The sequence below is a fragment of the Caulobacter sp. HMWF025 genome, from assembly GCF_003060965.1.
In the GTDB taxonomy this organism is placed as follows: Bacteria; Pseudomonadota; Alphaproteobacteria; order Caulobacterales; family Caulobacteraceae; genus Caulobacter.
On the sequence record NZ_QAII01000119.1, the window covers coordinates 1 to 21,453 of the forward strand.

General features: G+C 66.2%; 17 protein-coding genes and 2 pseudogenes. 8 read left to right on the forward strand and 11 right to left on the reverse strand.

Annotated features, from left to right (window positions below; all coding sequences use genetic code 11):
* Both DBR10_RS12840 and DBR10_RS12845 read right to left on the reverse strand, forming a co-directional pair.
* Window positions 1–239, reverse strand: a pseudogene (locus DBR10_RS12840) (pyridoxamine 5'-phosphate oxidase family protein); the annotation flags it as partial.
* Window positions 240–303: 64 nt separating this feature from the next.
* Window positions 304–849 carry a carboxymuconolactone decarboxylase family protein gene (locus DBR10_RS12845; RefSeq protein WP_108556395.1) on the reverse strand — a complete coding sequence of 182 codons (546 nt, stop codon included), beginning with the start codon at window positions 847–849 and terminating at the stop codon, window positions 304–306.
* 119 nt (window positions 850–968) lie between these two features.
* On the opposite strand from DBR10_RS12845, the gene DBR10_RS12850 reads away from it, so the two are divergent.
* Window positions 969–1,871 (forward strand): LysR family transcriptional regulator, encoded by a 903-nt coding sequence (locus DBR10_RS12850; protein WP_108489566.1) that lies wholly within the window; start codon window positions 969–971, stop codon window positions 1,869–1,871.
* Window positions 1,872–1,930: 59 nt separating this feature from the next.
* Here DBR10_RS12850 and DBR10_RS12855 read toward each other — a convergent pair whose 3' ends face one another.
* The 7 genes and pseudogenes from DBR10_RS12855 to DBR10_RS12885 form a co-directional block, all read right to left on the reverse strand.
* The gene (locus DBR10_RS12855) at window positions 1,931–2,815 is read right to left on the reverse strand and encodes an isoaspartyl peptidase/L-asparaginase family protein (protein WP_108556396.1); all 885 of its coding nucleotides are present in this window, start codon (window positions 2,813–2,815) and stop codon (window positions 1,931–1,933) included.
* A 7-nt stretch (window positions 2,816–2,822) separates the two neighbouring features.
* A complete protein-coding gene (locus tag DBR10_RS12860; RefSeq protein ID WP_108504459.1) occupies window positions 2,823–4,073 on the reverse strand; it encodes a cyanophycinase in 1,251 nt (416 codons plus the stop codon).
* On the reverse strand, window positions 4,073–5,548 hold the full coding sequence (gene yfcC, locus DBR10_RS12865) for a putative basic amino acid antiporter YfcC (protein ID WP_108504460.1): 1,476 nt from the start codon (window positions 5,546–5,548) through the stop codon (window positions 4,073–4,075). The genes DBR10_RS12860 and yfcC overlap by 1 nt, the downstream gene beginning before the upstream one ends.
* 63 nt (window positions 5,549–5,611) lie before the next feature.
* A pseudogene (locus DBR10_RS12870) lies at window positions 5,612–8,440 on the reverse strand (TonB-dependent receptor plug domain-containing protein); the annotation flags it as partial.
* A 179-nt stretch (window positions 8,441–8,619) separates the two neighbouring features.
* Window positions 8,620–8,691 (reverse strand): hypothetical protein, encoded by a 72-nt coding sequence (locus tag DBR10_RS12875; protein WP_108504463.1) that lies wholly within the window; start codon window positions 8,689–8,691, stop codon window positions 8,620–8,622.
* Between the two features lie 281 nt (window positions 8,692–8,972).
* A complete protein-coding gene (locus tag DBR10_RS12880) occupies window positions 8,973–10,601 on the reverse strand; it encodes an ABC-F family ATP-binding cassette domain-containing protein (protein ID WP_108504462.1) in 1,629 nt (542 codons plus the stop codon).
* 105 nt (window positions 10,602–10,706) lie between these two features.
* Window positions 10,707–13,514 carry a TonB-dependent receptor plug domain-containing protein gene (locus DBR10_RS12885; RefSeq protein WP_108505543.1) on the reverse strand — a complete coding sequence of 936 codons (2,808 nt, stop codon included), beginning with the start codon at window positions 13,512–13,514 and terminating at the stop codon, window positions 10,707–10,709.
* A gap of 290 nt (window positions 13,515–13,804) precedes the next feature.
* On the opposite strand from DBR10_RS12885, the gene DBR10_RS12890 reads away from it, so the two are divergent.
* The 6 genes from DBR10_RS12890 to DBR10_RS12915 all read left to right on the forward strand — a co-directional run bounded on the left by DBR10_RS12890 (window position 13,805) and on the right by DBR10_RS12915 (window position 18,847).
* Complete coding sequence (locus tag DBR10_RS12890; protein ID WP_108505544.1) at window positions 13,805–14,821, forward strand: cyanophycinase; 1,017 nt, start codon at window positions 13,805–13,807, stop codon at window positions 14,819–14,821.
* A gap of 56 nt (window positions 14,822–14,877) precedes the next feature.
* Complete coding sequence (locus tag DBR10_RS12895; protein ID WP_108490396.1) at window positions 14,878–15,891, forward strand: isoaspartyl peptidase/L-asparaginase family protein; 1,014 nt, start codon at window positions 14,878–14,880, stop codon at window positions 15,889–15,891.
* Between the two features lie 34 nt (window positions 15,892–15,925).
* Window positions 15,926–16,372, forward strand: coding sequence for an Lrp/AsnC family transcriptional regulator (locus DBR10_RS12900; protein ID WP_108505537.1), 447 nt, complete (start codon window positions 15,926–15,928; stop codon window positions 16,370–16,372).
* Window positions 16,373–16,474: 102 nt separating this feature from the next.
* On the forward strand, window positions 16,475–16,789 hold the full coding sequence (locus DBR10_RS12905; RefSeq protein ID WP_108505538.1) for an Lrp/AsnC ligand binding domain-containing protein: 315 nt from the start codon (window positions 16,475–16,477) through the stop codon (window positions 16,787–16,789).
* Between the two features lie 46 nt (window positions 16,790–16,835).
* Complete coding sequence (locus DBR10_RS12910; protein ID WP_199223569.1) at window positions 16,836–17,861, forward strand: DUF1611 domain-containing protein; 1,026 nt, start codon at window positions 16,836–16,838, stop codon at window positions 17,859–17,861.
* Window positions 17,861–18,847 carry a dipeptide epimerase gene (locus tag DBR10_RS12915; RefSeq protein WP_108556397.1) on the forward strand — a complete coding sequence of 329 codons (987 nt, stop codon included), beginning with the start codon at window positions 17,861–17,863 and terminating at the stop codon, window positions 18,845–18,847. Before DBR10_RS12910 ends, DBR10_RS12915 begins: the two co-directional genes overlap by 1 nt.
* A 12-nt stretch (window positions 18,848–18,859) precedes the next feature.
* Here the strand turns inward: DBR10_RS12915 and DBR10_RS12920 are convergent, their stop codons facing one another.
* The gene (locus DBR10_RS12920; RefSeq protein ID WP_108490426.1) at window positions 18,860–19,375 is read right to left on the reverse strand and encodes an Lrp/AsnC family transcriptional regulator; all 516 of its coding nucleotides are present in this window, start codon (window positions 19,373–19,375) and stop codon (window positions 18,860–18,862) included.
* Between the two features lie 167 nt (window positions 19,376–19,542).
* Here DBR10_RS12920 and DBR10_RS12925 point away from each other — a divergent pair, with 167 nt between their 5' ends.
* Window positions 19,543–21,069 (forward strand): N-acyl-D-amino-acid deacylase family protein, encoded by a 1,527-nt coding sequence (locus DBR10_RS12925; protein ID WP_199223570.1) that lies wholly within the window; start codon window positions 19,543–19,545, stop codon window positions 21,067–21,069.
* Between the two features lie 10 nt (window positions 21,070–21,079).
* Here the strand turns inward: DBR10_RS12925 and DBR10_RS19110 are convergent.
* A partial coding sequence (locus DBR10_RS19110; protein ID WP_158273159.1) for an alpha/beta hydrolase family protein occupies window positions 21,080–21,453 on the reverse strand: 374 nt, incomplete at its 5' end.

Here is a 21,453-nt window from a genome sequence, read left to right on the forward strand (position 1 = left end):
TCCAGCACCTTCAGAAACCCCTTTGGACCGCCGCGATGCTGCACATAGGGCCAGCCGCTTTCGGAGATTGAGGCCAGGTAGATGCTGTCGCGATCGGCGATGAACGCGGCTTCGTTGTCAGTGAACCGATCAAAGGTTCGATCACCGTCAAAGGCGCTCCAGCTGGCCGCGCTGCCATTGGCGGCCTGGGCCGCGCGAACGGCCGGCGTGACGAGGGTATCAAGGAACCCATAGGCCATGATGGTTCTCCTGCCTGTTGCGATGCCCCACCGGCGGCGCTTGGCCGCCGACGGGGCGATGCGGTCACGCCAGGTCGGCAGCGTGGACGACCGGAAAGTCGATCTCGGTCCCGGCGACATTGTTGAGGAAGTTGGTGAAGACGTTCTCGACGACCACGCCGACAATCTCGACGATCTGGGCATCCGTGAAGCCGGCGGCGCGAACAGCCGCAAGGTCGGCGTCCGAGACATGGCCGCGTGAGCGGGTCACCTCGGCGGCGAAGGCTACCGCAGCATTGGCCATCGGATCGGACGAGGCACCACGACGGTTCAGGGCGATCTCCTCGGCATCGATCCTGGCCAGGTTCAGGCCGAGATAGGTGTGGGCCGACAGGCAGTAGTCGCAGCCATTGATCTGGGCGACGGCCAGGGCGATGCGCTCGCGGGTCTTGACGTTCAGCGTCTTGGCCATGGCACCACCCAGAGCCAGGACACCTTGCAGGGTCGCCGGGCTGAGCGCGATCAGGCGGTAGAGGTTGGGCACGACGCCCAGTTGCTTCTCGACCCCGTCGAGCAGGGGCTGGGCGGCGGCGGGGGCGGCTTCGCGGGCCGGAACGGCGATGCGGGACATGGGCTCTCCTGGTTTGGGACGCGGCGGCTGCCGTCGTTGAGCAGGAAGCTAGACCCTCACCCCTGCCGCGATAATTCCGTCATTTGACAAGTCTTTGTTGCCAGTTCAGCAATGATGGAATGGACCATCTCGACAGCCTTCGCGTCTTCATCTCGGTGTCTACCCACGGCAGCTTTGCCGAGGCGGCCAGGCGATTGCGGCTGTCGCCCTCGGTGGTCACCCGCGCGATCGCTGACCTGGAGCGACGCCTGGGCCTGGTGCTCCTGCACCGCACCACACGCTCGGTTCGTTTGACCGAGCGGGGCGAGATCTATCTGGCCAGCAGCCGGCGCATTCTCGCCGACATCGAAACGGCCGATGCCGAGGTGCGCGGCGCCAATGCGGCCCCGCGAGGTTTGCTGAACATCACGGCTCCGATCCTGTTCGGCCGCCTGCATGTCCTGCCGATCGTCAGCCAGACCCTGAAACAGCATAGCGAACTGACCATCCGGCTGAGCCTTTCGGACCGGTATGTGCACCTGGCCGACGAGGGCGTGGACCTTGCCATCCGGATCGGCCCCCTGGCCGACAGCAGTCTGATGGCGACGAGGCTGGGCAATGTGAACCGGGTGCTGGTTGCCAGTCCGGCCTATCTGGAGACCCGCGGTCTGCCGCAATCGCCCGGCGACCTGATCGACCACGACGTCGTGGCCTTCGAGAATGTCGACGCGACGAACGAGTGGCGGTTCGATACCGACCGCAAGACGGTACGGGTCAGCCCGCGACTGATGGTCAATAGCGCCGACGCCGCGATCGCTGCGGCGGAAGACGGTCTCGGCATCACCCGCGCCCTGTCCTACCAGGTTCGCGAGAGCGTCCTGGCCGGCCGCCTGGTCCTGCTGCTGGCTGACCGGATGCCCGAGAGGCTTCCCGTCAACGCCGTCTTCCCGGCGCGCCGGCTGAACTCGGCCAACCTCAACGCTTTCCTGGACGCCGCACGCACGCGGTTCAAGACCCATCCGCTGAACGCCATGACTGGCTGAGCCGGCCGAACTACGGGCGAAGGGTCAACTCCGGCTGCACCTTGTCGGCGGCAGCGCCCCTAGGTGCCGGACCAGGGCTCGAAGCTTGACCCGGCGACAGCACGCTTCAAGCCGGGCGAGTTGAATACAAAGGCGACCTGGCCGGCGCGATTGACCGCAATGACACCGCCGTCACCGCCCAGGCGACCGACACTGTCGATCATGCCCTGGCAGGCACTCTCAAGGGACCCGCCGCGATAGCGCAGCCGCGCGGAGACATCGTAGGCCGCAGAGGTCAGGATGAAGTATTCGCCGACGCCCGTGCAGGACACGGCAACGTCATCATCGGCCCAGACCCCGGCCCCAGGCAATGGCGTATCGCCGACCCTGCCCGGCCGCTTGCCAAATACCCCGCCGGTCGATGTCGCCGCCGCCAGGGCTCCGGTCAGGTCAAGGGCTGCGGCGCCGACCGTACCATGCGCCAGCGCCTTGGTTTCAGCTTCGATGTCGGCAGCCGTGATACCGACCGGCATGCGGAAAAACCGCGCTGGATCGATGATCTGTTCAAGGCCTTGCTGTCGGGCAAAGTCAGAAGCACCCTGCCCGGCCAGTAGCACATGGGGAGTGGCCTCCATCACCCGGCGCGCGGCGGCGATGGGACTGGCGGCGTCCCGGATCGCGCAGACGGCCCCGGCCTTGTGGCGCGCGCCGTCCATGATCGAGGCGTCCATCTCGACCAGTCCGTCAGCATTGGGCGCGGAACCCCGACCGGCCACAAAGAGGCCGCTGGCTTCCATCTCAAGCACGGCGATCTCGACACAATCCACCGCCGAAACCCCGGCCGCCAGTTGCGCGGAAAGACGTGCCGCAAGGTCACGCATGTAGTCAGTGGCCTCGCGGTAATCGCGCCCGGGCGTAACGCCGGCACCGCCGTGCAGGGCGATCACATGGGGGGGAGAACTCATCTGTAACCTACGGTCTGACAACGACATGGACGGGAGAGACGTCGAACGCCACGTCGACGATGGTTTCGCGATCGCGCCCTTCGGCGTCACGGCCCTGATAGGCCGCAGAAGAGGACGTCCGGCCGAAGCCAAGACTGACACCTGAGCCGTTGGGCAGGAAGGACGGGCGCCCGATACGGGTAGAGACTGACACGCCAACAAGATCCTCGGCCAGCCAGGTGTCCAGGCGCTGGGCCGGTACGGCCAGACCCTCGGCGACGCGCAGCCGCGCCCTGGCCGACATCGAGGGTTTGAGCGGCTCCTTGTAGCTGGCCGGCGTCACCGACAGGGTCGCCAGGTCCACCACATCACCGCCGCTGATGAGGTGCAGGCGCGCCTGCTGCAGACGCAGTCCCCCGCCCTCGACGTCGATCCGGGCCGAGCGCTCGTCAAGAACGGTAACCCCGCCGGCTCCGATCACCCGGGCGCTCAGTCGCGCCAGATCAATGACCAGGGCCGTATTCTCGTCGATCCCGAAGCCGACGCGCTGACTCGCCGGCAGGGTCGCGACCGCCCGTGCCAGACGGCCGAGGCGCGCGCGGCGATCAAAGTGCTGGTCGACAAGGCCGCTGGTGAAGAAGCCCAGCCCGCGGGCCATCGCCAGGGATTCGCCATCTTCCGTATCGGGAGCGCCGAGCGGCCGTAGCAGGGCGGGCAGGCTGTCGCCCTGCAGGATCATGGCCTCGCTCATGATCGCGGCACCGGCGCTGGTGCCGCCGATCACCACTCCCTGGGCCAGGCGAGCACGCAGGGCCGTCAGCAGAGGCGTATCCTCGCCCTTCGCGGTCTTCAGGGTCGCGCCGATGCGGGCCTGATCCCCGCCAACGAACCACACGCCGTCAGCCTGCTCGGCCTTGGCGACCTCCGCCGGGGCTGAGCCACCTGACGCCCAGCGGGACTCGTCGACCTCCGCCGTGTCGGGATCATCGCGCACCGCCACCCTGGCCACGGCGATCTGACCGGCGGCAACGCCGCGCCGTTGCAACTGCTCGGCGAAGGCCCTGGCCGAGTCGGCCGGTGCACCGGACGCCGCCGGAATGATCAGGAAGCGCGGCGCGGCCCCCGGAGCCACATGGGCCGTGGCCGCGTCGATGAAGGCAGCGTGAATGGCATCATTGTCCGGGGACAGGGCCCCGCCGACAATGACCAGCTTGCCGCTCTGGGCGGCGGCAGGGCCGGCGATCAGGGCGGCCAGGATCAGGCCGGGCAAGGGGCGCATCAGCTGTAACCGATCAATTGTGCGACCAGGACAAACGCCGCCGCAAGGACCAGCAGACCGGCCAGCGGCTTCCAGATGAAGGCCAGCCAGGTCGAAAAGCCCAGGCGGCCTGCCGCCAGACACCCCATCAGGGCCGCCGAGGTCGGGGCGATGATGTTGGTCAGGCCATCGCCCAGCTGGAAGGCCAGCACGGCGGTCTGGCGCGTGACGCCCGACAGGTCCGACAGCGGTGCCATCAGCGGCATGGTCAGGGCCGCCTGGCCCGAACCCGAGACGATCAGCAGGTTGATGGCGCTTTGGAAGCCCAGCATGCCCCAGGCCGTCGCCCAGGTCGGCAGCAGGGCGGTCAGGCCGCTCATGCCGTGCAGCAGGGCGTTGAGCAGGCTCAGCTGGTCGGGCTTGTCGCCGCCCAGCATCAGGATGATGCCCTTGGCGACACCGACCACCAGGGCGGCCGGGGCCAGTTGCGCCGCGCCGTCACTGAAGGCCCGCACCAGGTCGTTGGAGTCGACCCCGCCCAGCTTGAACAGGCGGCCGACCACGCCAGCCGCCAGGCCGAGCGCGAAGAACTGGGCGGCGATCTCGGCCAGATAGTAGCCCTTGGCGACCACACCCCACGCCACCCAGGCCACGGTCAGCAGCAACAGCACGAGGATAATGGCATCGCCGGCTCCGAACCGGCCGACCGCGCCGACGCTCGCCTTGTCGCGCCAGCGGGAGTCTGAAGCATAGGCCTTTGACAGGGTCGGGGTCAGGCGGACCCGCCGGGCATACCACCACAGATAGGCCAGGCCCGCACCGGTGAAGACCAGCCACATCACGATCCGAAAGCCCATCCCTGACAGGGCCGGCAGCCCCGAAATGCTCTGGGCGATGACCAGGCCGAAGGGGTTCATCCACGACGCCGAAAAGCCGATCTGAGTGGCGACGTAGCAGGTGAGCATGCCGGTGATGGAGTCATAGCCGCTGCGTACCAGCACCGGCGTGACGATCAGGCTGATGGCGATGGCCTCCTCGCTCATGCCGAACACCGCGCCGGCCAGAGAGAAGGCTACGAAAAGTCCGAGGATCAACAGTTCACCCGGCCTGGACTTTGCATCGGCGGGATCGCCGATCAGGGCAGTCAGGGCCCGATCGACCGCTCCGGTGCGCATGATGACGCCGAACACGCCGCCGATCACCAGGATGAACGCCATCAGTCCGACGGTGGCCGAGCCGCGATCGCCCGTGACCAGGCCCTCGAACGGGAAGTTCAGCAGTCCGACCTGCTGCTCGGTCCCGAAGATCGGCGCGCCCTTGGGGTGGGCCGCGGCACTGTAGGCGGCCGGATCGATCCGCCCCGAGGGCGCAAGCCCGAACCGGCCGGGCGAAAACAGCCAGGTGCTGGCAAAGGCCACCAGCGCCAGGATGAGCAGGATCAGGAAGGTGTCGGGGATCTTGCTCTTGATCCCGGGTTCGGCAGTGGACTGGTCCATGGGAGAGTCTCGAAAGTGCCGCCGCTCCTGGCTCGGAAGCCGGAAGCGACGGCGACGTCAGGGTCAGAAGCGATGAGTCAGGCGAACCGTCGCGAAACGGCCGACCAGATCATGGTTGTAGAGGTCGACATTGGCGCTGGACCCGAGAACCCGGGGCGGCGTCTCGTCCAGCAGGTTCCTGATGTTGAGCTGCACGAAGCTGTGCGGACCAAAATCATAGCTCAGGCTGGTGTCGAAGGTCAGGGAGCTGTCGACCTTGACCTTGGCCGTGGCCGGCAGGCCCACCGCCGCCAGGGTGCGGGCGTCCGGGTCATCCGTATACTCGCTGACATAGCGGGCCCCCAGTGAAGCCCGCCAGGCATCCTGCTTCCAGCGCAGCCGGGCATTGGCCAGGAAGCGCGGATAGAGGTATTCGCCGGCCAGCGTCTCGACCACCGCGTCGGCGGACGCCTTGCGGTCAAAGTCGATCAGATAGGTGGCGTCGAAGGTCAGGGTGAACTGGCCGGCGGCGCTCTCGGGCAGGTACTGGGTGTAGGAGACGTCCACGCCGCTGGTCTTCTGATAGCCCAGGTTCCTGATCTGGAAGTGGGCATCGGTGACGAAGCCGTTGGTCACTTCCAGGCCCGGCGTGCCGGTCGGCAGCAGGCCCGCGCCCTTGACCGGGAAGGCTCCGCCCAGGGCCCGACGGATGAAGTCGTCCTCGGCGATACCGACCAGGTTCTTGTGCTCGATGTTCCAGTAGTCGAGCTTGATCTCGATATCGGCATTGGGCTGGAACAGCAGGCCGCCGCCCCAGGTGTCCGCGTTCTCAGCCTTCAGGTCGGTGTTGCCGACGTCTTCCGAAAGCAGCGACTGACCGCTTGCCGCAGCATTGCCGTTACAGGCCGCCGGGGTGACCTTGCAGTCGACACGGTAGCTGGACAGCAGGACCCCTGCACCGCTCTGGGCCAGCGACGGGGCCCGGAACGAGGTCGACCAGTTGGCGCGGAAGGTCAGCAGGTCGCTGGCCTTGAACCGGGCCGAGACCTTCGGATTGAAGTCGCCGCCGAAGGCGTCGTAGTGGTCATAGCGACCGGCCAGTTGCACGTCGAACTGGTCGCTCAGAGGCACATAGAGCTCGCCATAGACCGCCCACTGGTCTCGCTCGGCCCGGGCGCTGGTGGAGGAGAAGCCGAGGATGGGCTCAGGGTTGGTCGAGGTCGCGACGGCCTCGCCTGACGGCGTGTCACGCAGGGTTTCGCGACGGTACTCCGCCCCGAAAGCCGCCTTCACCGTGCGTCCGCGAAGGGTGAACAGGTCACCCGAAGTGGAGGCATCCAGCGAATAGGTACGCGAGCGGCCCTTGCGGTCGGCCGTCGTCTCCAGCAGCTTGTCCAGACCGGCGGCCTGGGTGGTCTGCCCACCGAAGGGGTTGTACCAGAGCGTGGTCTTGCCCGCCGCCTCACAGGTATTGCCCACATAGCTGGCGCTGGGCCGGCTGAGATTGACGTTCCACCGCTTCACGCTGGACCCGTCACTGCACAGGTTGCCGAGATTGGCGTCGTAGAAGGCCTTGGACCGGATCAGGCCCGAAAGGCCGCTCTGCGTGCGGTCATTGCCGCCGAACAGCAGCCCCGTGTCGTAGGTCCAGCCGTTGGTGAACTTGCCCTTCAGGCCTGTCACATAGCGGAAGGAGTCGGATTCCACCTCGACGGCGCGCGGCTCGATCAGCTTGCCCCAGGCGAAGATCGGAAAGCCATTGAATGAGCTGAAGCGGCTCACGCGCCCTTCGGCCATAAGTTCGGTCTTCAGCGCGGCCGGCCAGTTGGGATTGGCCGGATCAATCGGGGCACGGGAGAAGTTCGCCGGCGAGCTCGTACCGCGGGCCTCGGTGTGCTGGAACAGCAGCTCGTTGTACCACGAGACGTTGTCGCTGATCGCGAAGTCATGGGTGATCAGGCCGCCCAGGCTTTCCTGCTGATCCTGCGACGAGACATAGCGGTTGGTGTTGACCTGGCAGTATTCGCCGAGATTGCCGACCTTGAAATCGGCCGTCGCGCAGCCACCGTTTCCGGGACCTTCGGCCTGGTCGTTGGTCATGAAATAGAGGTCGTTGAAGCTGGGATAGAAGCCCTGCTGACTGGGACGAACCGAGTCCCGCGAAGCCTCCCGGTCGCGCAGATAGAAGGCATTGCGCTTGAAATAGTCGACCACGGCCGTGACGTGGTGGTCACCGAACGCCTTGCCCACGACGAAGTTGGCATTGAACCGGCCTTCGTCGCTGCCGGCGGTGGAGTCGCCATAGGACGCGGTCATTTCCGCCCCCTCAAAGTCCTTGCGCAGGACGTAGTTGACGACACCGGCCACGGCATCAGCGCCGTAGAGCGCCGAGGCGCCGTTGGGAAGAACCTCGACCCGCTCCAGCGCGGCCAGCGGAATGGCGCTGGCGTCGATGAACGATTCCTGGCCGCGTGCGAAGGCACTGACCGAGGCGCGACGGCCATTGATCAGGGTCAGGGTCGCGCTGGTCCCCAGACCGCGCAGCGAGACGCCCGAAGCGCCCACCGGCGTGTCGCTGGACAGCGCCCCGGCGCTGGCCGTCGAGAAGGTGCCGCCCCCGCCGGCGGCGGCCGGAAGCTGTGAGAACAGGTCGATGACCGAGGTTGCCCCGGACTCGTCGATGGTCGCCCGGTCGATCTGATAGGCCTGAACAGCGCCTTTCAGATCCAGCCCCTGGATACGGGTGCCGGTGACGGTGACGGCCTCGACCGTCTGGACCTCGTCGGCGACGGCGGGCTTGGCCGTGGCAGGCGCGGTTTGGGCAAAGGCCGGTGCAGCCAGGCCAAGCGCCAGTATCGCCCCGAGCACATGGCTCAGGTCGTGATGATGCGGTTTCATAGATCTATACCCCCGGCCGCGCGGGACACTCATCCCGGGAGGACACGCGCGGATTGATGTGCGAGATGACAGGCAAGGGTCGGGGCGCGACTCCGCGTGCGACAAGGCGCAAGCGGACGCATGATCAGTCCTGGACTGGATCCTGGCGGTGCCTCAGGCACCATCGACCCGACCGCATTACGGTCGGGGAGCAATCACTCGTTGAACCAGTCTTTCAGATGAAACTGAACAGACCGGCGCACGAGAACCTGATGCGAAGGCCGCATGAATTTGATGTTCCTGTGACGCTGCGACGCTACAGAAATCGTTGCCGCTGACAAGCTGTGTCCCGGCATTCGGCCGGAGATTCTTGCCGTTGATGATCATGAGGCACGATTATTCGGGCACCGCTGTCTCTGGTGAGCCACAAAAAGACACCGAAAAGGCGTCGCAGGCGCGAGCAGACAGCCGTCGGGCGGCGGGGTTTTGATAGCCTCAAAGCGCCGGGCCCGGGCCTTATGAAAACAGGCAGGCCTTGGGATGAAACCCGGCTCAGGACTTTGAGGGCCTAGCCGCCCGGGTGCAGACCCGGCGCTTCCTGCCCGGTGCGCGAGACATATTCAGTGTAGCCGCCGCCGTACTGGTGGATTCCCTCGGGCGTGAGCTCCAGCACCCGGTTGCTCAGGGCCGCCAGGAAGTGGCGGTCGTGCGAGACGAACAGCATGGTGCCCTCGAAATCGGCCAGGGCCGCGACCAGCATTTCCTTGGTCGCCATGTCGAGGTGGTTGGTCGGTTCGTCGAGGACCAGCAGGTTCGGCGGATCAAACAGCATCTTGGCCATGACCAGCCGGGCCTTCTCACCTCCGGACAGCACGCGGCAGGGCTTTTCGACATCGTCGCCGGAGAAGCCGAAGCATCCGGCCAGGGTGCGCAGCGCGCCCTGGCCGGCCTGCGGGAAGGATCCGTCCAGCGACTCAAAGATCGTCTCTTCGCCGTCCAGCAGGTCCATGGAGTGCTGGGCGAAATAGCCCATCCGCACGCTGGCCCCGATGCTGACGGTGCCGGCGTCAGGCGTGGTGTCGCCGGCCACCAGCTTCAGCAGGGTCGACTTGCCGGCCCCGTTGGCCCCCAGGACGCACCAGCGCTCCTTGCGGCGGACCAGGAAATCGAGGCCGTCATAGATCGGCCGGTCGCCATAGCCCTTGTAGACATTCTTCAGGCTGATCACGTCGTCGCCCGAACGCGGCGGGCTGCGGAAATCGAACTGCACGGTCTGGCGACGGCGCGGCGGCTCGACGCGTTCGATCTTGTCGAGCTTCTTGACCCGGCTCTGCACCTGGGCAGCGTGCGAGGCGCGCGCCTTGAACTTCTCGATGAACTTGATTTCCTTGGCCAGCATGGCCTGCTGGCGCTCGTACTGCGCCTGGCGCTGCTGCTCGCTGAGCGCCCGCTGCTGGTCATAGAAGTCGAGATCGCCCGAATAGGTGATCAGCGACCCCGCATCGATCTCGACCACCTTGCCGATGATGCGGTTCATGAAGGCGCGGTCGTGCGAGGTCATCAGCAACGCGCCGTCGTAGTTCTTCAGGAAGGCCTCAAGCCAGATCAGGCTTTCCAGGTCCAGGTGGTTGGACGGTTCGTCCAGCAGCATGCCGTCGGGCCGCATCAAGAGGATGCGGGCCAGGGCCACGCGCATCTTCCAGCCGCCCGACAGCAGACCGACATCGCCATCCATGCGTTCCTGACTGAAGCTCAGGCCGGCCAGGACCTCCCGTGCCCGGGCTTCCAAGGCATAGCCGTCCAGCTCCTGGAAGCGCTCCAGCACCTCGCCATAACGCTCCATGACGGAATCCAGCCGGTCGGCCTGGTCCGGATCGACCATCGCCGCTTCCAGCTTGGCCATCTCGGCCGCCAGGGCGCTGACCGGGCCGACGCCGTCCATCACGGCGGCGACGGCGCTCTGGCCCGACATCTCGCCGACGTCCTGGCTGAAATAGCCGATCGTCATGCCGGGATCGATGGTGACCAGGCCGTCGTCAGGCTGCTCCTGGCCGGTGATCATCCGGAACAGAGTCGTCTTGCCGGCCCCGTTGGGACCGACGAGCCCGACCTTCTCCCCCTTCTGGACGCCCATCGAAGCTTCGATGAACAGGATCTGGTGGCCGTTCTGCTTGGAGATGTTGTCGAGGCGGATCATGGGGCGGTCTGCTAGCGCGGCTGACGGCAGAATGCCAGCCTCGGGGCCCCCTTTCGCCAAACGGGGCAGCTTCCCGACCGGAGAGCCGCCCCGCAAGACCAGAAACTAGAGCCCGCCCGCCCCGCCGAACTTGTGGGTCAGCTGCAGGTAGTAGCTGCGGCCGGTCGAGTCGAACCACGAGGTGTCATAGTAGGGATAGCCCGAATAGGTCGGGTCGCGTGGCGGGTCCTTGTCGAGCAGGTTGTCGACCGCCAGGCTGATGCGGGTGGTGTCGTTCAGGTCGTACTGGACCGTGGCGTTGTAGAGATAGGTCTCCTTGGTCCAGCCTTCTTCGGCATAGTTGGGCAGGCGGTCCAGCCGCTGGCCATGCAGGCCCAGGGTCAGGCGATCCAGGGTCCAGTTGATCGAGCCGGTGCTCTTGGAGCGCGGGATGTAGTAGCCGCTGTCAAAGGCCAGCTGGTTCTCGATCGGATCGCCCGGATATTGCCGGCTGGTGTGCTTGTGCACCCAGGTGTGGGTCAGGCCGAAGTTGAAGGTGCCGAAGCTTTCGGTCGGCCAGCGATAGTGGGCGGCGACGTCGACGCCGCTGGTCTCTTCTGTGGCGACATTGATCGGATTGATCGTCACCGTCGCAATGGCCCCGGGGTTGATCGCCGCCGTCAGCGGGTTGCGGGCCACGCGCTTCAGGGCATCGACACAGGTGGGCGAGGTCGCGCTGACTGCCGTTCCGGCGCTGGTCTTGCCCAACCGGCAGTCGGCTTCCTGGCGCAGCACGCTGTCCAGGCTCATGTCGAGGACGGCATTGTCCAGCTGGACGCGGAAATAGTCGACCGAGATGTCGAAGTTGCGGACCGGCGACCAGACCGCACCATAGTTCAGCGACTTGGAGGTCTCCGGCTTCAGCTTGGCATTGCCCAGACGGACCTTGACCAGGCCCTCGCCCGCATAGCTGCAGTCGCCGATGTCCTCGTCAGGCTCCTCGCTGCGGCAGCGGTAGTAGTCGGTGCCCGACGGATGGCTGATGCCTTCCTTGGCGAACACATAGTGCAGGTCCGGGGCCCGGAAGCCCGTGCCATAGGCCCCGCGCACCAGCAGGGTCTTGAGGGGCCGCCATTCCAGTCCACCATTGTAGGTGAACTTGTCGATGGAGTTGCCGCCGTACTTGTAGCCGTCGTAGCGGCCTGCGGTGCTCAGTTCGAGGGTCTTGAGCAACGGGGCGCGGAACTCGTAGCCGGCACCCCAGCGCTTGCGCGAGCCATTTCCGTCAGCGTCGCGCAGGCCGTAATAATAGTTCTGGGTGGCCAGGGGATCGAGGCCCAGCTTGTAGGACTGCTTGCCCAGCTCGGCGACGGCGGCAAAGCCGACCGGGCCGGCCGGCAGGGTGAACAGGTCAGCCTTGTTGACCTGGAACGACAGCCCTTGCTGGCGGGCGACCGGCTTGTAGGTGGTGCGCGCTGTGATCGAGTCGTACTCGGCGACGGTCAGCGGCCTGTAGAGCCGGGCCGGATCGGCGTTGAAGATCGGATAGCCACTGTCTTCATCGACACCCAGCTGCTTGCCGAGGAAGAAGGCCGTCGCCTTGGAGGTCACCACCTTGGGCCAGCTGATCGCCGCCTTGTACTGGCTGAAATTGTAGAAGGCCTCGTAGTCCCAGCCGCCGCCCAGCGCGCCCTTGATGCCGGGCGTAATGCTGAAGGTCTTGGAGACGTTCTTGATATAGCCCTTGCTCAAGCCGCCCATCTCCTCGGGCGTGAAGTTGCGGTGCCAGAAGTCCAGGGCCCCGTCGAACTGGTTGTAGAAGATGCCGTCTTCGCTGCCGTTGGCATCCTGGTATTCCCAGTCCAGCACGTCCTGGAACTGGCGGGTGCGGCTGTAACCGGCCGAGATGTCGGCGAAGAAGGCCAGGGTGTCGGTCTTGGCATAGTTCAGCGAGGCCACGACATTGGCGCTCTTGCGCTCGCTGATGATGGTGCCGTAGCCGATCGAGCTGTAGCTGCCGCAGTAGTAGCCCGGACCGTAGTCATCCAGGTCGGGATCATAGTCGCCCCAGCCCGGCCGGCTGGCATATTCCACCGAGCCGCCGTTCAGCTTGCTCAGACTGGCGCAGGTGGCGCGGCCCGGATCAAGATAGACCTCGGCATCCGGATCCATGCGCAGGAAGTCCCGGCGCGCGATGCGGGCGCGAGCGGTCGGCGCGTCCTTGGTGCTGTCCTGGATGTCGCGATCATAGGCCCAAAGGGGCTTCTGGTTGACGAACTCGCCGCCGATCACCAGGTCGAAGTCGCCTTTGGAATAGCCACTGGAGACGTTGACGCGCTGGCTGCTGGCCCCGCCGCGCTCAAGGCCGCCGAAGGTGACGTCGACGATCGTGCCGTCGGCCTTCTTTTTCAGATTGAAGTTCACCACGCCCGAGATGGCGTCCGAGCCATAGACGGCCGAAGCGCTGCCGCTCAGAACCTCGATGCGGTCAATCATGCCCAGCGGGATCGAGGAGGTGTCGGTAAAGGCGCTCTTGCCGTTGAACGGCAGGGGGAAGTCGGCGATGCGACGGCCATTGACCAGCACCAGCGTGTGGTTGGGGCCGAGGCCGCGCAGGTCCACCTGCTGGGCTCCAGGCGTCCAGTCCGCGCCGCTGGAGGACTGCTGGGTCTGGGTCTCGCCACCGTTCTGAGTGAGGCTGCGCAGGACATCGGGAACGCTGTTGAAGCCGGCGGCCTTGATGGCCTCGCTGGTAATGACGGTGACCGGCGCGGGACCTTCGTTGGCGATGCGGGGGATGCGGGACCCGGTGACGACCAGGGCCTCGACGGCCGTCTCCTCGGTCTGCGGCGCGGACTGGGCCAGAGCCTGACCAGAGATCATCAGGCCGGCGGCGCCGACCAGGGCACTGGCCCTCAGCAGATGCATCTTCATCTTCATCCCCTCTTGTGATCAGGCCCTCCGCTTGCGCGGTCCGGCCGGCATCGGGTTGCTCGCCCGAAGTCACGTGATGTTGGATTGCATTCCAAACAAATTGAAAGCCAAAAAGAGCAATCTGTCAGAAAATGTAGACACACTGTGCTCAGCGTGCAGCTTTAGGTCCCGACGCATCAATCGGCGGCACAAGGCGGGAAACGGCGGCGATGACCTTCGAAACTGGCACCGAGGGCTTGAACCGGCGCAAGGCGTGCCAACAGGATCCCGACAGGCGAGGAACGGAAAACATGCTGGCTCGATTCTCAGCGATGGCCCTGGCAGCGGCCCTGCTCCTCCCGGTCGGAGCGCGAGCCGCAGAGGGGCCGGGCCAGGGCCCGGACGCCGTCGGCCCAGGCTATGACTACTACAGGATCGGCGACATCGCCGCGCCGACACCCGGCAAGACCGGCCCGCTACTGGCCCTGATGGGCGGGGGCGACTGGCCGCTGGAGGCGTTCCGGCAGTTCGTCAAACAGTCCGGCGGCGGCCACATCGTGGTTCTGCGCGCCCGGGGCGGCCGCGAACTGCAGGACGAGATCTACAAGGACGTCGGCGGCGTGGCTTCGGTCGAGACCCTGGTGATCCACAATGAGGATGCCGGCGAGGATCCGAAGCTTCTGGCGATCATCGCCCGTGCGGACGGGATCTTCTTCGGCGGTGGCGACCAGAGCAACTATATCCGCGCCTGGAAGGGTACGGCCCTGAACAAGGCACTGGACGCCCACGTCAAGGCCGGCAAGCCGATTGGCGGCACCAGTGCCGGCCTGGCGATCCTGGGTGGCTATTCCTACGGCTGTCTCGACTCGATCAGCATGACCTCGCCGGAAGCGCTGCAGAACCCCACGGCGGCGGGCGTCACCCTGGTGCGGGACTTCCTGCACCTGCCCTTCCTCTCGAAGGTCATTACCGACAGTCATTTCGACAAACGGGACCGTCAGGGCCGGCTGGTAGCCTTTGTCGGCCGCCTGATCCAGGAAGAGGACGATCCGCAGATCACCGGCCTCGGAATCGACGAGGGCACCGCCCTGCTGATCGATGGACAGGGAATCGGACGCTTCTATGGCCCGGGCGCGGCCTGGCTGGTGCGCCCCATGGCGCGCCCGTCGACCATCATCGCCGGCAAGCCCCTGACCTATGCCCCGTTCCCGATCATCGGGGTCGGTCCCGGAAGCACACTCGATTTCAAGACCTTTCAGGTCACCCAACCCGCCTTCACCCTGACTGCAGAGGTCAGGAATGGGCAACTGATCCGCAGCGATCGCTGATCGACAGCGACGGCTCCTCCCACCCGACGGCTTCCTCAGGGCCCACGAGATTTGCGATGATGTATTCCAGGATCCGCTCCATCAGCCTGTTGGTTCTCGCACTGTGCGCAGCATCCGCTCCGGCCATGGCGGCGGACGGCAAGTGGTCCCTGGCCGTTCATGGCGGCTCGGGCGTTCTGGACCGGTCGGCCATGACGCCTGAGAAGGACAAGGCTTACCGCGCCGGACTGGAGGCCGCGCTCGAAGCCGGGGCCCGGGTTCTGAAGGCGGGTGGATCCAGCCTCGATGCGGTCGAGACCGTCGTCCGGACGCTGGAGGACAACCCGCTGTTCAACGCCGGCAAGGGTGCGGTCTTCACCGCCGAAGGCCGCAACGAGCTGGATGCCTCGATCATGGACGGGGCCACCCTGAAGGCCGGAGCCGTGGCGGGCGTCACCCGCACCCGCAATCCGATCAGCTTGGCCCGTGCGGTGATGGAAAAATCCCCGCATGTGATGCTCACCCGCGAAGGGGCAGACCAGTTCTCTCGCGAGCAGGGTCTGGAACAGGTGGACCCGGGCTACTTCCGGACCGAGGAACGCTGGAAGCAGCTTGAGACCTGGCGCAAGGATCACCAGGCGGTTCTCGACCCGACCCACCTGTTCGGCACCGTGGGTGCGGTGGCCCTTGACCAGTCCGGACATGTCGCCGCTGCGACCTCGACCGGCGGCATGACCGGCAAGCGCTGGGCGCGGGTTGGAGACACCCCGATCATCGGAGCCGGCACCTATGCCCGGGATGGCGTCTGCGCCGTCTCGGCGACCGGTTCGGGCGAGTACTTCATCCGCGAGACGGCGGCGCGCCAGGTCTGTGACCGTCTCGCCTGGAAGGGCGAGGACGTGCAGACCGCCGCCGACCAGACCATGGCCTCGATCACCCGCATCGGCGGCGATGGCGGCCTGATCGCCATGGACGGCCAGGGCCGAGCGGCCTTCGGGATGAACGATCTGGGCATGTATCGCGGGGCTATCTCGTCGGCCCTACCCTCGCCCCGCACAGCGATCTACAGCAATGAGGCTTCGCCACAATGAGGCTGAAAAGCGCAACATTTCCGGGGAACGGGTCATGAAGCCGGACGAGCAGAACCTGGACGAGGCCGACCGGCAACTCCTGGCCATGCTGCGGCAGGACTCGCGGCAGCCTGTGACCAAGCTGGCCACAGACCTGGGCCTGTCACGCGCCAACATCTATGCGCGCCTCAGTCGCCTCGAGCAGGACGGCATAATCCAGGGCTACACGGTTCGGCTCGGCAGCGACTATGACCGGCGGCTGATCCGCGCCCAGGTGATGATCAAGGTCCAGCTGAAACTGGCCAAGGCCACCGAAGAGCAGTTGGCGGCGATCGCCGAGCTTTCGGCCCTGCATGCGATCAGCGGCGAATATGACCTCATCGCCCTGATCGAGGCCGAGACCGTGTCCGAGCTCAATACGCTGATCGACCGGATCGGTGCGCTGGATGGGGTCGAACGAACAACCTCGTCGATCCTTCTGGCGACGAAGATCCTGCGCTGAGCAGGCCCCGCGAAGGTTTCCCTCGCAAGGCAACCCAAACTCGGCATTTTTCGAGGCCGGTAGCGACCTAAACTGTCTCCCGAAGAGTCAGGGAGTACAGCCGTGATCGCCGTCGAGATTGCCGGCCCGGGTTTTCTGGGCGTCGCCGCCGATCGCGGTGATGCCGCCCTTCGGGCCCATGTCATGATCCGGGTCGCCCCGCGCGACACCGCCGACGTCAGTCACCGCCTGTCGCAGATGAGCGAACTGACGGCCCTGCACCAGATCACCGGGGACTATGATCTCGTCGCCGTGGTCGAGGCCCCAAGGCCCGACGACCTGGAGCGTACGGTGGACAGGATCCAGGCCATGTCCGGCGTGAAACAGGCCCAGGCCTCTGTCGTCCTGCCCCGCTCTTTCAGCCCCCGCTTTGGCTAGCCCCAACGCCGGCCACGCCCGTTTCTGCCTATCAAGAGGTACTCCCTTGGACCTGCCCTACCCCTGCCTGATGTTCCTCGGCGACGTGGACCGGGTCAGCGCCAAGACCGCCTCCGGCGTGGCGCACTGGCGGCCGGATGCCTGCCTGGCCCAGCTTAGACTGCCGGGGTGCGAGGCCGATCTCGGCCTACCCGACATGACGCCGAAGGCGGCCCAGGCCGCCGGAGCCCGGGCCCTGATGATCGGCGTGGCCAATGCGGGCGGCTATATCCCGCTGCACTGGGAAGCCGTGCTGATCGAGGCTCTGGAGGCCGGTCTCGACCTGATCTCGGGGCTGCATACACGCATGGCCGATCTTCCGGAGGTCGCCGAGACTGCCAAGAGACTGGGCCGTCGTCTGTATGAAGCGCGAAATCCGTCCCCGGCCTTCAGTGTCACGGGCACGGGCGAGAAACGGACCGGCATGAGGCTGTTGACCGTGGGCACCGACTGCGCCGTCGGCAAGATGTATGCAGCCCTGACCCTGACGCAGGAACTCAAGTCGCGCGGCGTCGATGCGGATTTCCGGGCCACCGGCCAGACGGGAATCTTTATTGCCGGCTCGGGCGTCCCCATCGACGCCATCGTCTCCGACTTCGTGGCCGGGGCGGCGGAGCGGCTCAGCCCCGATGCCGCACCAGACCACTGGGACGTTATCGAGGGTCAGGGGTCGCTGTTCCACCCGGCCTATGCCGGCGTGACCCTGGGCCTGCTGCACGGCAGCCAGCCGGACGTGCTGGTGCTGTGCCATGACGCCACCCGCACGGCCATTGACGGCCTGGAAAGCTTCCCCACCCCGTCCCTCGTTGAAGCCATCGCCCTGAATCTGAGCCTGGCCGCACTGACCAATCCAGCGGTGCGCATGGGCGGGATCTGCATCAACACGTCCCGCCTGTCCCCCGAGGCCGCCCACGCCTGTCTGAGAGAGACGGAGGCCGCGCTGGGCCTGCCCTGCTGCGATCCGGTGCGCACCGGCGTCGCCTCCATCGTCGACGGACTGCTGGCCCGACGGGCCCGATCGGACGCGGCCTGATGCGCCTGACTGCCCGGGTCGAGGCCCACGCCCTCACCGAGCCCTTCGTCATTGCCCGGCAGGTCTATACCGAAGCCAATGTCCTGAGTGTGCAGGTCGAGGCGCGCGGCGTGATCGGTCGGGGCGAAGCCGCAGGGGTCGACTATCTGGGCGACACGCCCGCGACGATGCTGGTTCAGGTCGAAGCCCTGGCCCGGGAGTTCGAGGCGGGCCGCGCCCTGGATTTGACCGGTCTGGCCGAGCGCCTGCCACCCGGTGGCGCGCGCAACGCCGTCGACTGCGCCCTCTGGGATCTTGAAGCCAAGCTAACCGGCGTGCCGGTGGCCGTTCGGGCCGGGCTTCACCCGCTGCACCCGGTCGAAACCTTCGTGACCCTGGGCATGGACAGTCCGGGTGCGATGGCGGCCAAGGCGGCGCGCTGGGTCGGCGACTTCCCGTCCCTGAAGGTCAAGCTCGGCGACGAGCAAGACCTCGCCCGACTGGAGGCCATACGAAAGGCGGCCCCGCGGGCGCGCCTGATCGCCGACGCCAACCAGGGCTGGACGCTGGAACAGCTGAACGCCTATGCGCCCACGCTGTCGGCCCTGCGGGTCGAACTGGTGGAGCAGCCGCTGCCTCTGGGCCAGGACGACGCCCTTCTGGACTATCAGGGGGATGTTCCCCTTTGCGCTGATGAATCTTTCGATGACCGCAGGGATCTCGATCGGCTCGTCGGTCGCTATGCCTTTTGCAACATCAAGCTGGACAAGTGCGGGGGTCTGACCGAGGCCCTGGCCTTGGTTGACGCGGCGCGGGCCCGGGGGCTGCGACTGATGGTGGGCTGCATGGAGGGCACGTCCCTGGGGATCGCTCCGGGCCTGCTGGTGGCCCAGGCCTGCGAGATCATCGACCTGGATTGCCCGATCCAGCTGGTTCAGGACATCGCGCACGGCTTCGGCTATCGCAACGCGACCTTACGCCCACCGCCCGCTGCGCTGTGGGGCTAAGCGCCGCAAACCCTAGTCGTCGAGATCTTCAGCCGTGGCCAGCAGCCGGGCCAGGTCCAGGCCCGCCTCCCCCTTGAGCTTCTTGGTCACCGGAAAGGTCACATAGTCGAAGGGCACGTTCAGGGTGTCGAGCAGGCGCTCCATGATCGCCTGGTAGTGTTCGATCCCGAAGGCCGCCACGGTGATCAGATAGTCGACATCGCCGAGCACGGCCTGGCAGGCCACGATATTGGGGTCGGACACGATGCCGGCCTCAAAGGTCTTGGCCTTGGCATAGGAATAGTCCGTCAGCTTGATCTGGACGACAAAGGTCGAGAGCTTGGCCAGCCGACCGAGATCAACCTCGGCATGATAGCCCCGGATGATCCTGGCCTTTTCGAGCTTCTTCATCCGCTCCCAGCAGCGCGAGGCCGACAGGCCGACCGCCTCGCCCATCGCCGCCTTGGTCACCCGGCCCTGCCGGTGCAGGAGGGCGAGGATCTTGATATCGATGCGGTCGATGTCCTTGCGCTGATCGTTCGCCGTCATCCGGTCTTTCCCACTGAGGTCCCTGTCCTGCTTAGCGCAAATGCTGCCGAAGGTAAGGCCGTGATCGGGCGGCGCGCCCACGATCCTGCCGCTCACACGGCGGGAAACAGCGAAAACCCTCGCGCGGTCAGACTATGATTTACACGAGTATCTTCAGGGGCCCCGTCATGACGCATTACCTCACCCGCACCCTCGCCGGGCTGGGCTTGGGCCTGCTTATGACCTCCTCAGCGCTGGCCTCGACCCTGATCGTCGGGGCCCGTGTCGTGGACGGTACCGGAGCCCCCGCCCGGGCGATCAGTGTGCGACTGGACGGAGACCGGATCACCGCCGTCGGGACCCTGACCCCGGGGGCAGCCGACACGATCGTCAACGCCAACGGCCTCGTCCTAGCCCCGGGCTTCATCGACGCGCACAGCCACCATGATCGTCAGGCCGAGCAGACGCCGGACATGATCCCGCTCACGGCCCAGGGCGTGACCACCATCGTGACCGGCCAGGACGGCGAGTCGGCCCTGCCTGTGAGGCGCTATTTCAGCCAGCTGGAGAAGACACCACTGGCCATAAACGTCGCTTCCTACACAGGCCACGGCACCCTGCGCGAGCACGCCATGGGCCAGGACTACAAGCGCCCCGCTACGCCGGCAGAGATCGGTGCGATGCAGTCAGAGCTTGCGGCTGATCTGCAAGCCGGGTCGCTGGGCCTGTCCACGGGTCTTGAATATGACCCCGGCATCTACTCGACCCCGGCCGAAGTCATGGCCCTGGCGAAGACCGCCGCAGCGGGCCATGGCCGCTATATCAGCCACCTGCGCAGTGAAGATGTGAAGCTGGATGCGGCTTTGGACGAGATCATCGCCATCGGCCGCGAGGCCCGTCTGCCGGTGCAGATCTCGCATCTGAAGATCGCCATCGTCGACCGCTGGGGGCAGGCCCCGCAGATCCTGGCCAGGCTCGACGCCGCCCGCGCCCAGGGGGTGGACATCACCGCTGACGTCTATCCCTACGAGTACTGGCAGAGCAATCTGGCTGTCCTGTTGCCCGAGCGAGACTTCGAGGATCTGGCCGCCGCCCGCTTTGCCCTGACCAAGCTGACCACCCCGGCCGGCATGCGTCTGGCGGTCTTTGCGCCGGATCCGTCACTGGTCGGCAAGACCATTGCGGACATAGCCGCCGAGCGGAAAGCCGACCCGGCCGAAACCTATCTGGCCCTGACCCGACAGGCCGAGGCCTACCGCCTGGCCCATCCTGAGGTGGATCATGTGGATGCCGTAATCGGAACCGCGATGACGCCCTCGGATATAGCGGCCTTCATCGCCTGGCCCCATTCGGTGATCTGCTCCGACGGCATGACCCACGGCCTGCATCCCCGGGGTTTTGGAGCCTTCGCCAAGATCCTGCGGCTCTACGTCCGGGACGAGAAGGTTCTGGGCCTGGAGCAGGCCGTCCACAAAATGACAGGCCAGACGGCGGCACAGCTGGGCATCGCCGGACGCGGTACCATCACCCCCGGTGCGTTTGCCGACCTGGTACTGCTCGATCCGCAAACCGTGACCGACCACGCCGATGTCAAACACCCCAACGCCCTGGCGACCGGTGTTGACAGGGTCTGGGTCAATGGTGTGGTCGTCTTCCAGGGCGGCGCGGCGACAGGGGCCCGACCCGGCCAGGTCGTCCGCCGCGCCGCGCCCTAGCCGATGACGCTCAGGGGGTCAGGCCGAAGCGCGCCGACAGGAAGTCGCCGATGGCGTTCCACATATGGACCTGGTTGGCGACCTTCGAGACCCGGTGCCCCTCATCGGCAAAACGCAGGTAGAGCACGTCGACGCCGTTGGCCCGAACGCCCTGGACCAGGGCATCGGACTCGGTTGTCGGGTCGCGCGGATCATTGGCCCCGTGGACCACGACAAGCGGCGTCCGGATCCGCTTGATATTGTTGATCGGGCTGATGCTGGCGAAGAAAGCCCGATCGGACGGGTCATCGATATCGCCGTACTCGACCCGATCCGAAGCCTTCAGGGCCGGGAAGGCCCCTTCGAGGGCAGAGACCCAGTTCATCACGCCGACCAGCGAGACCC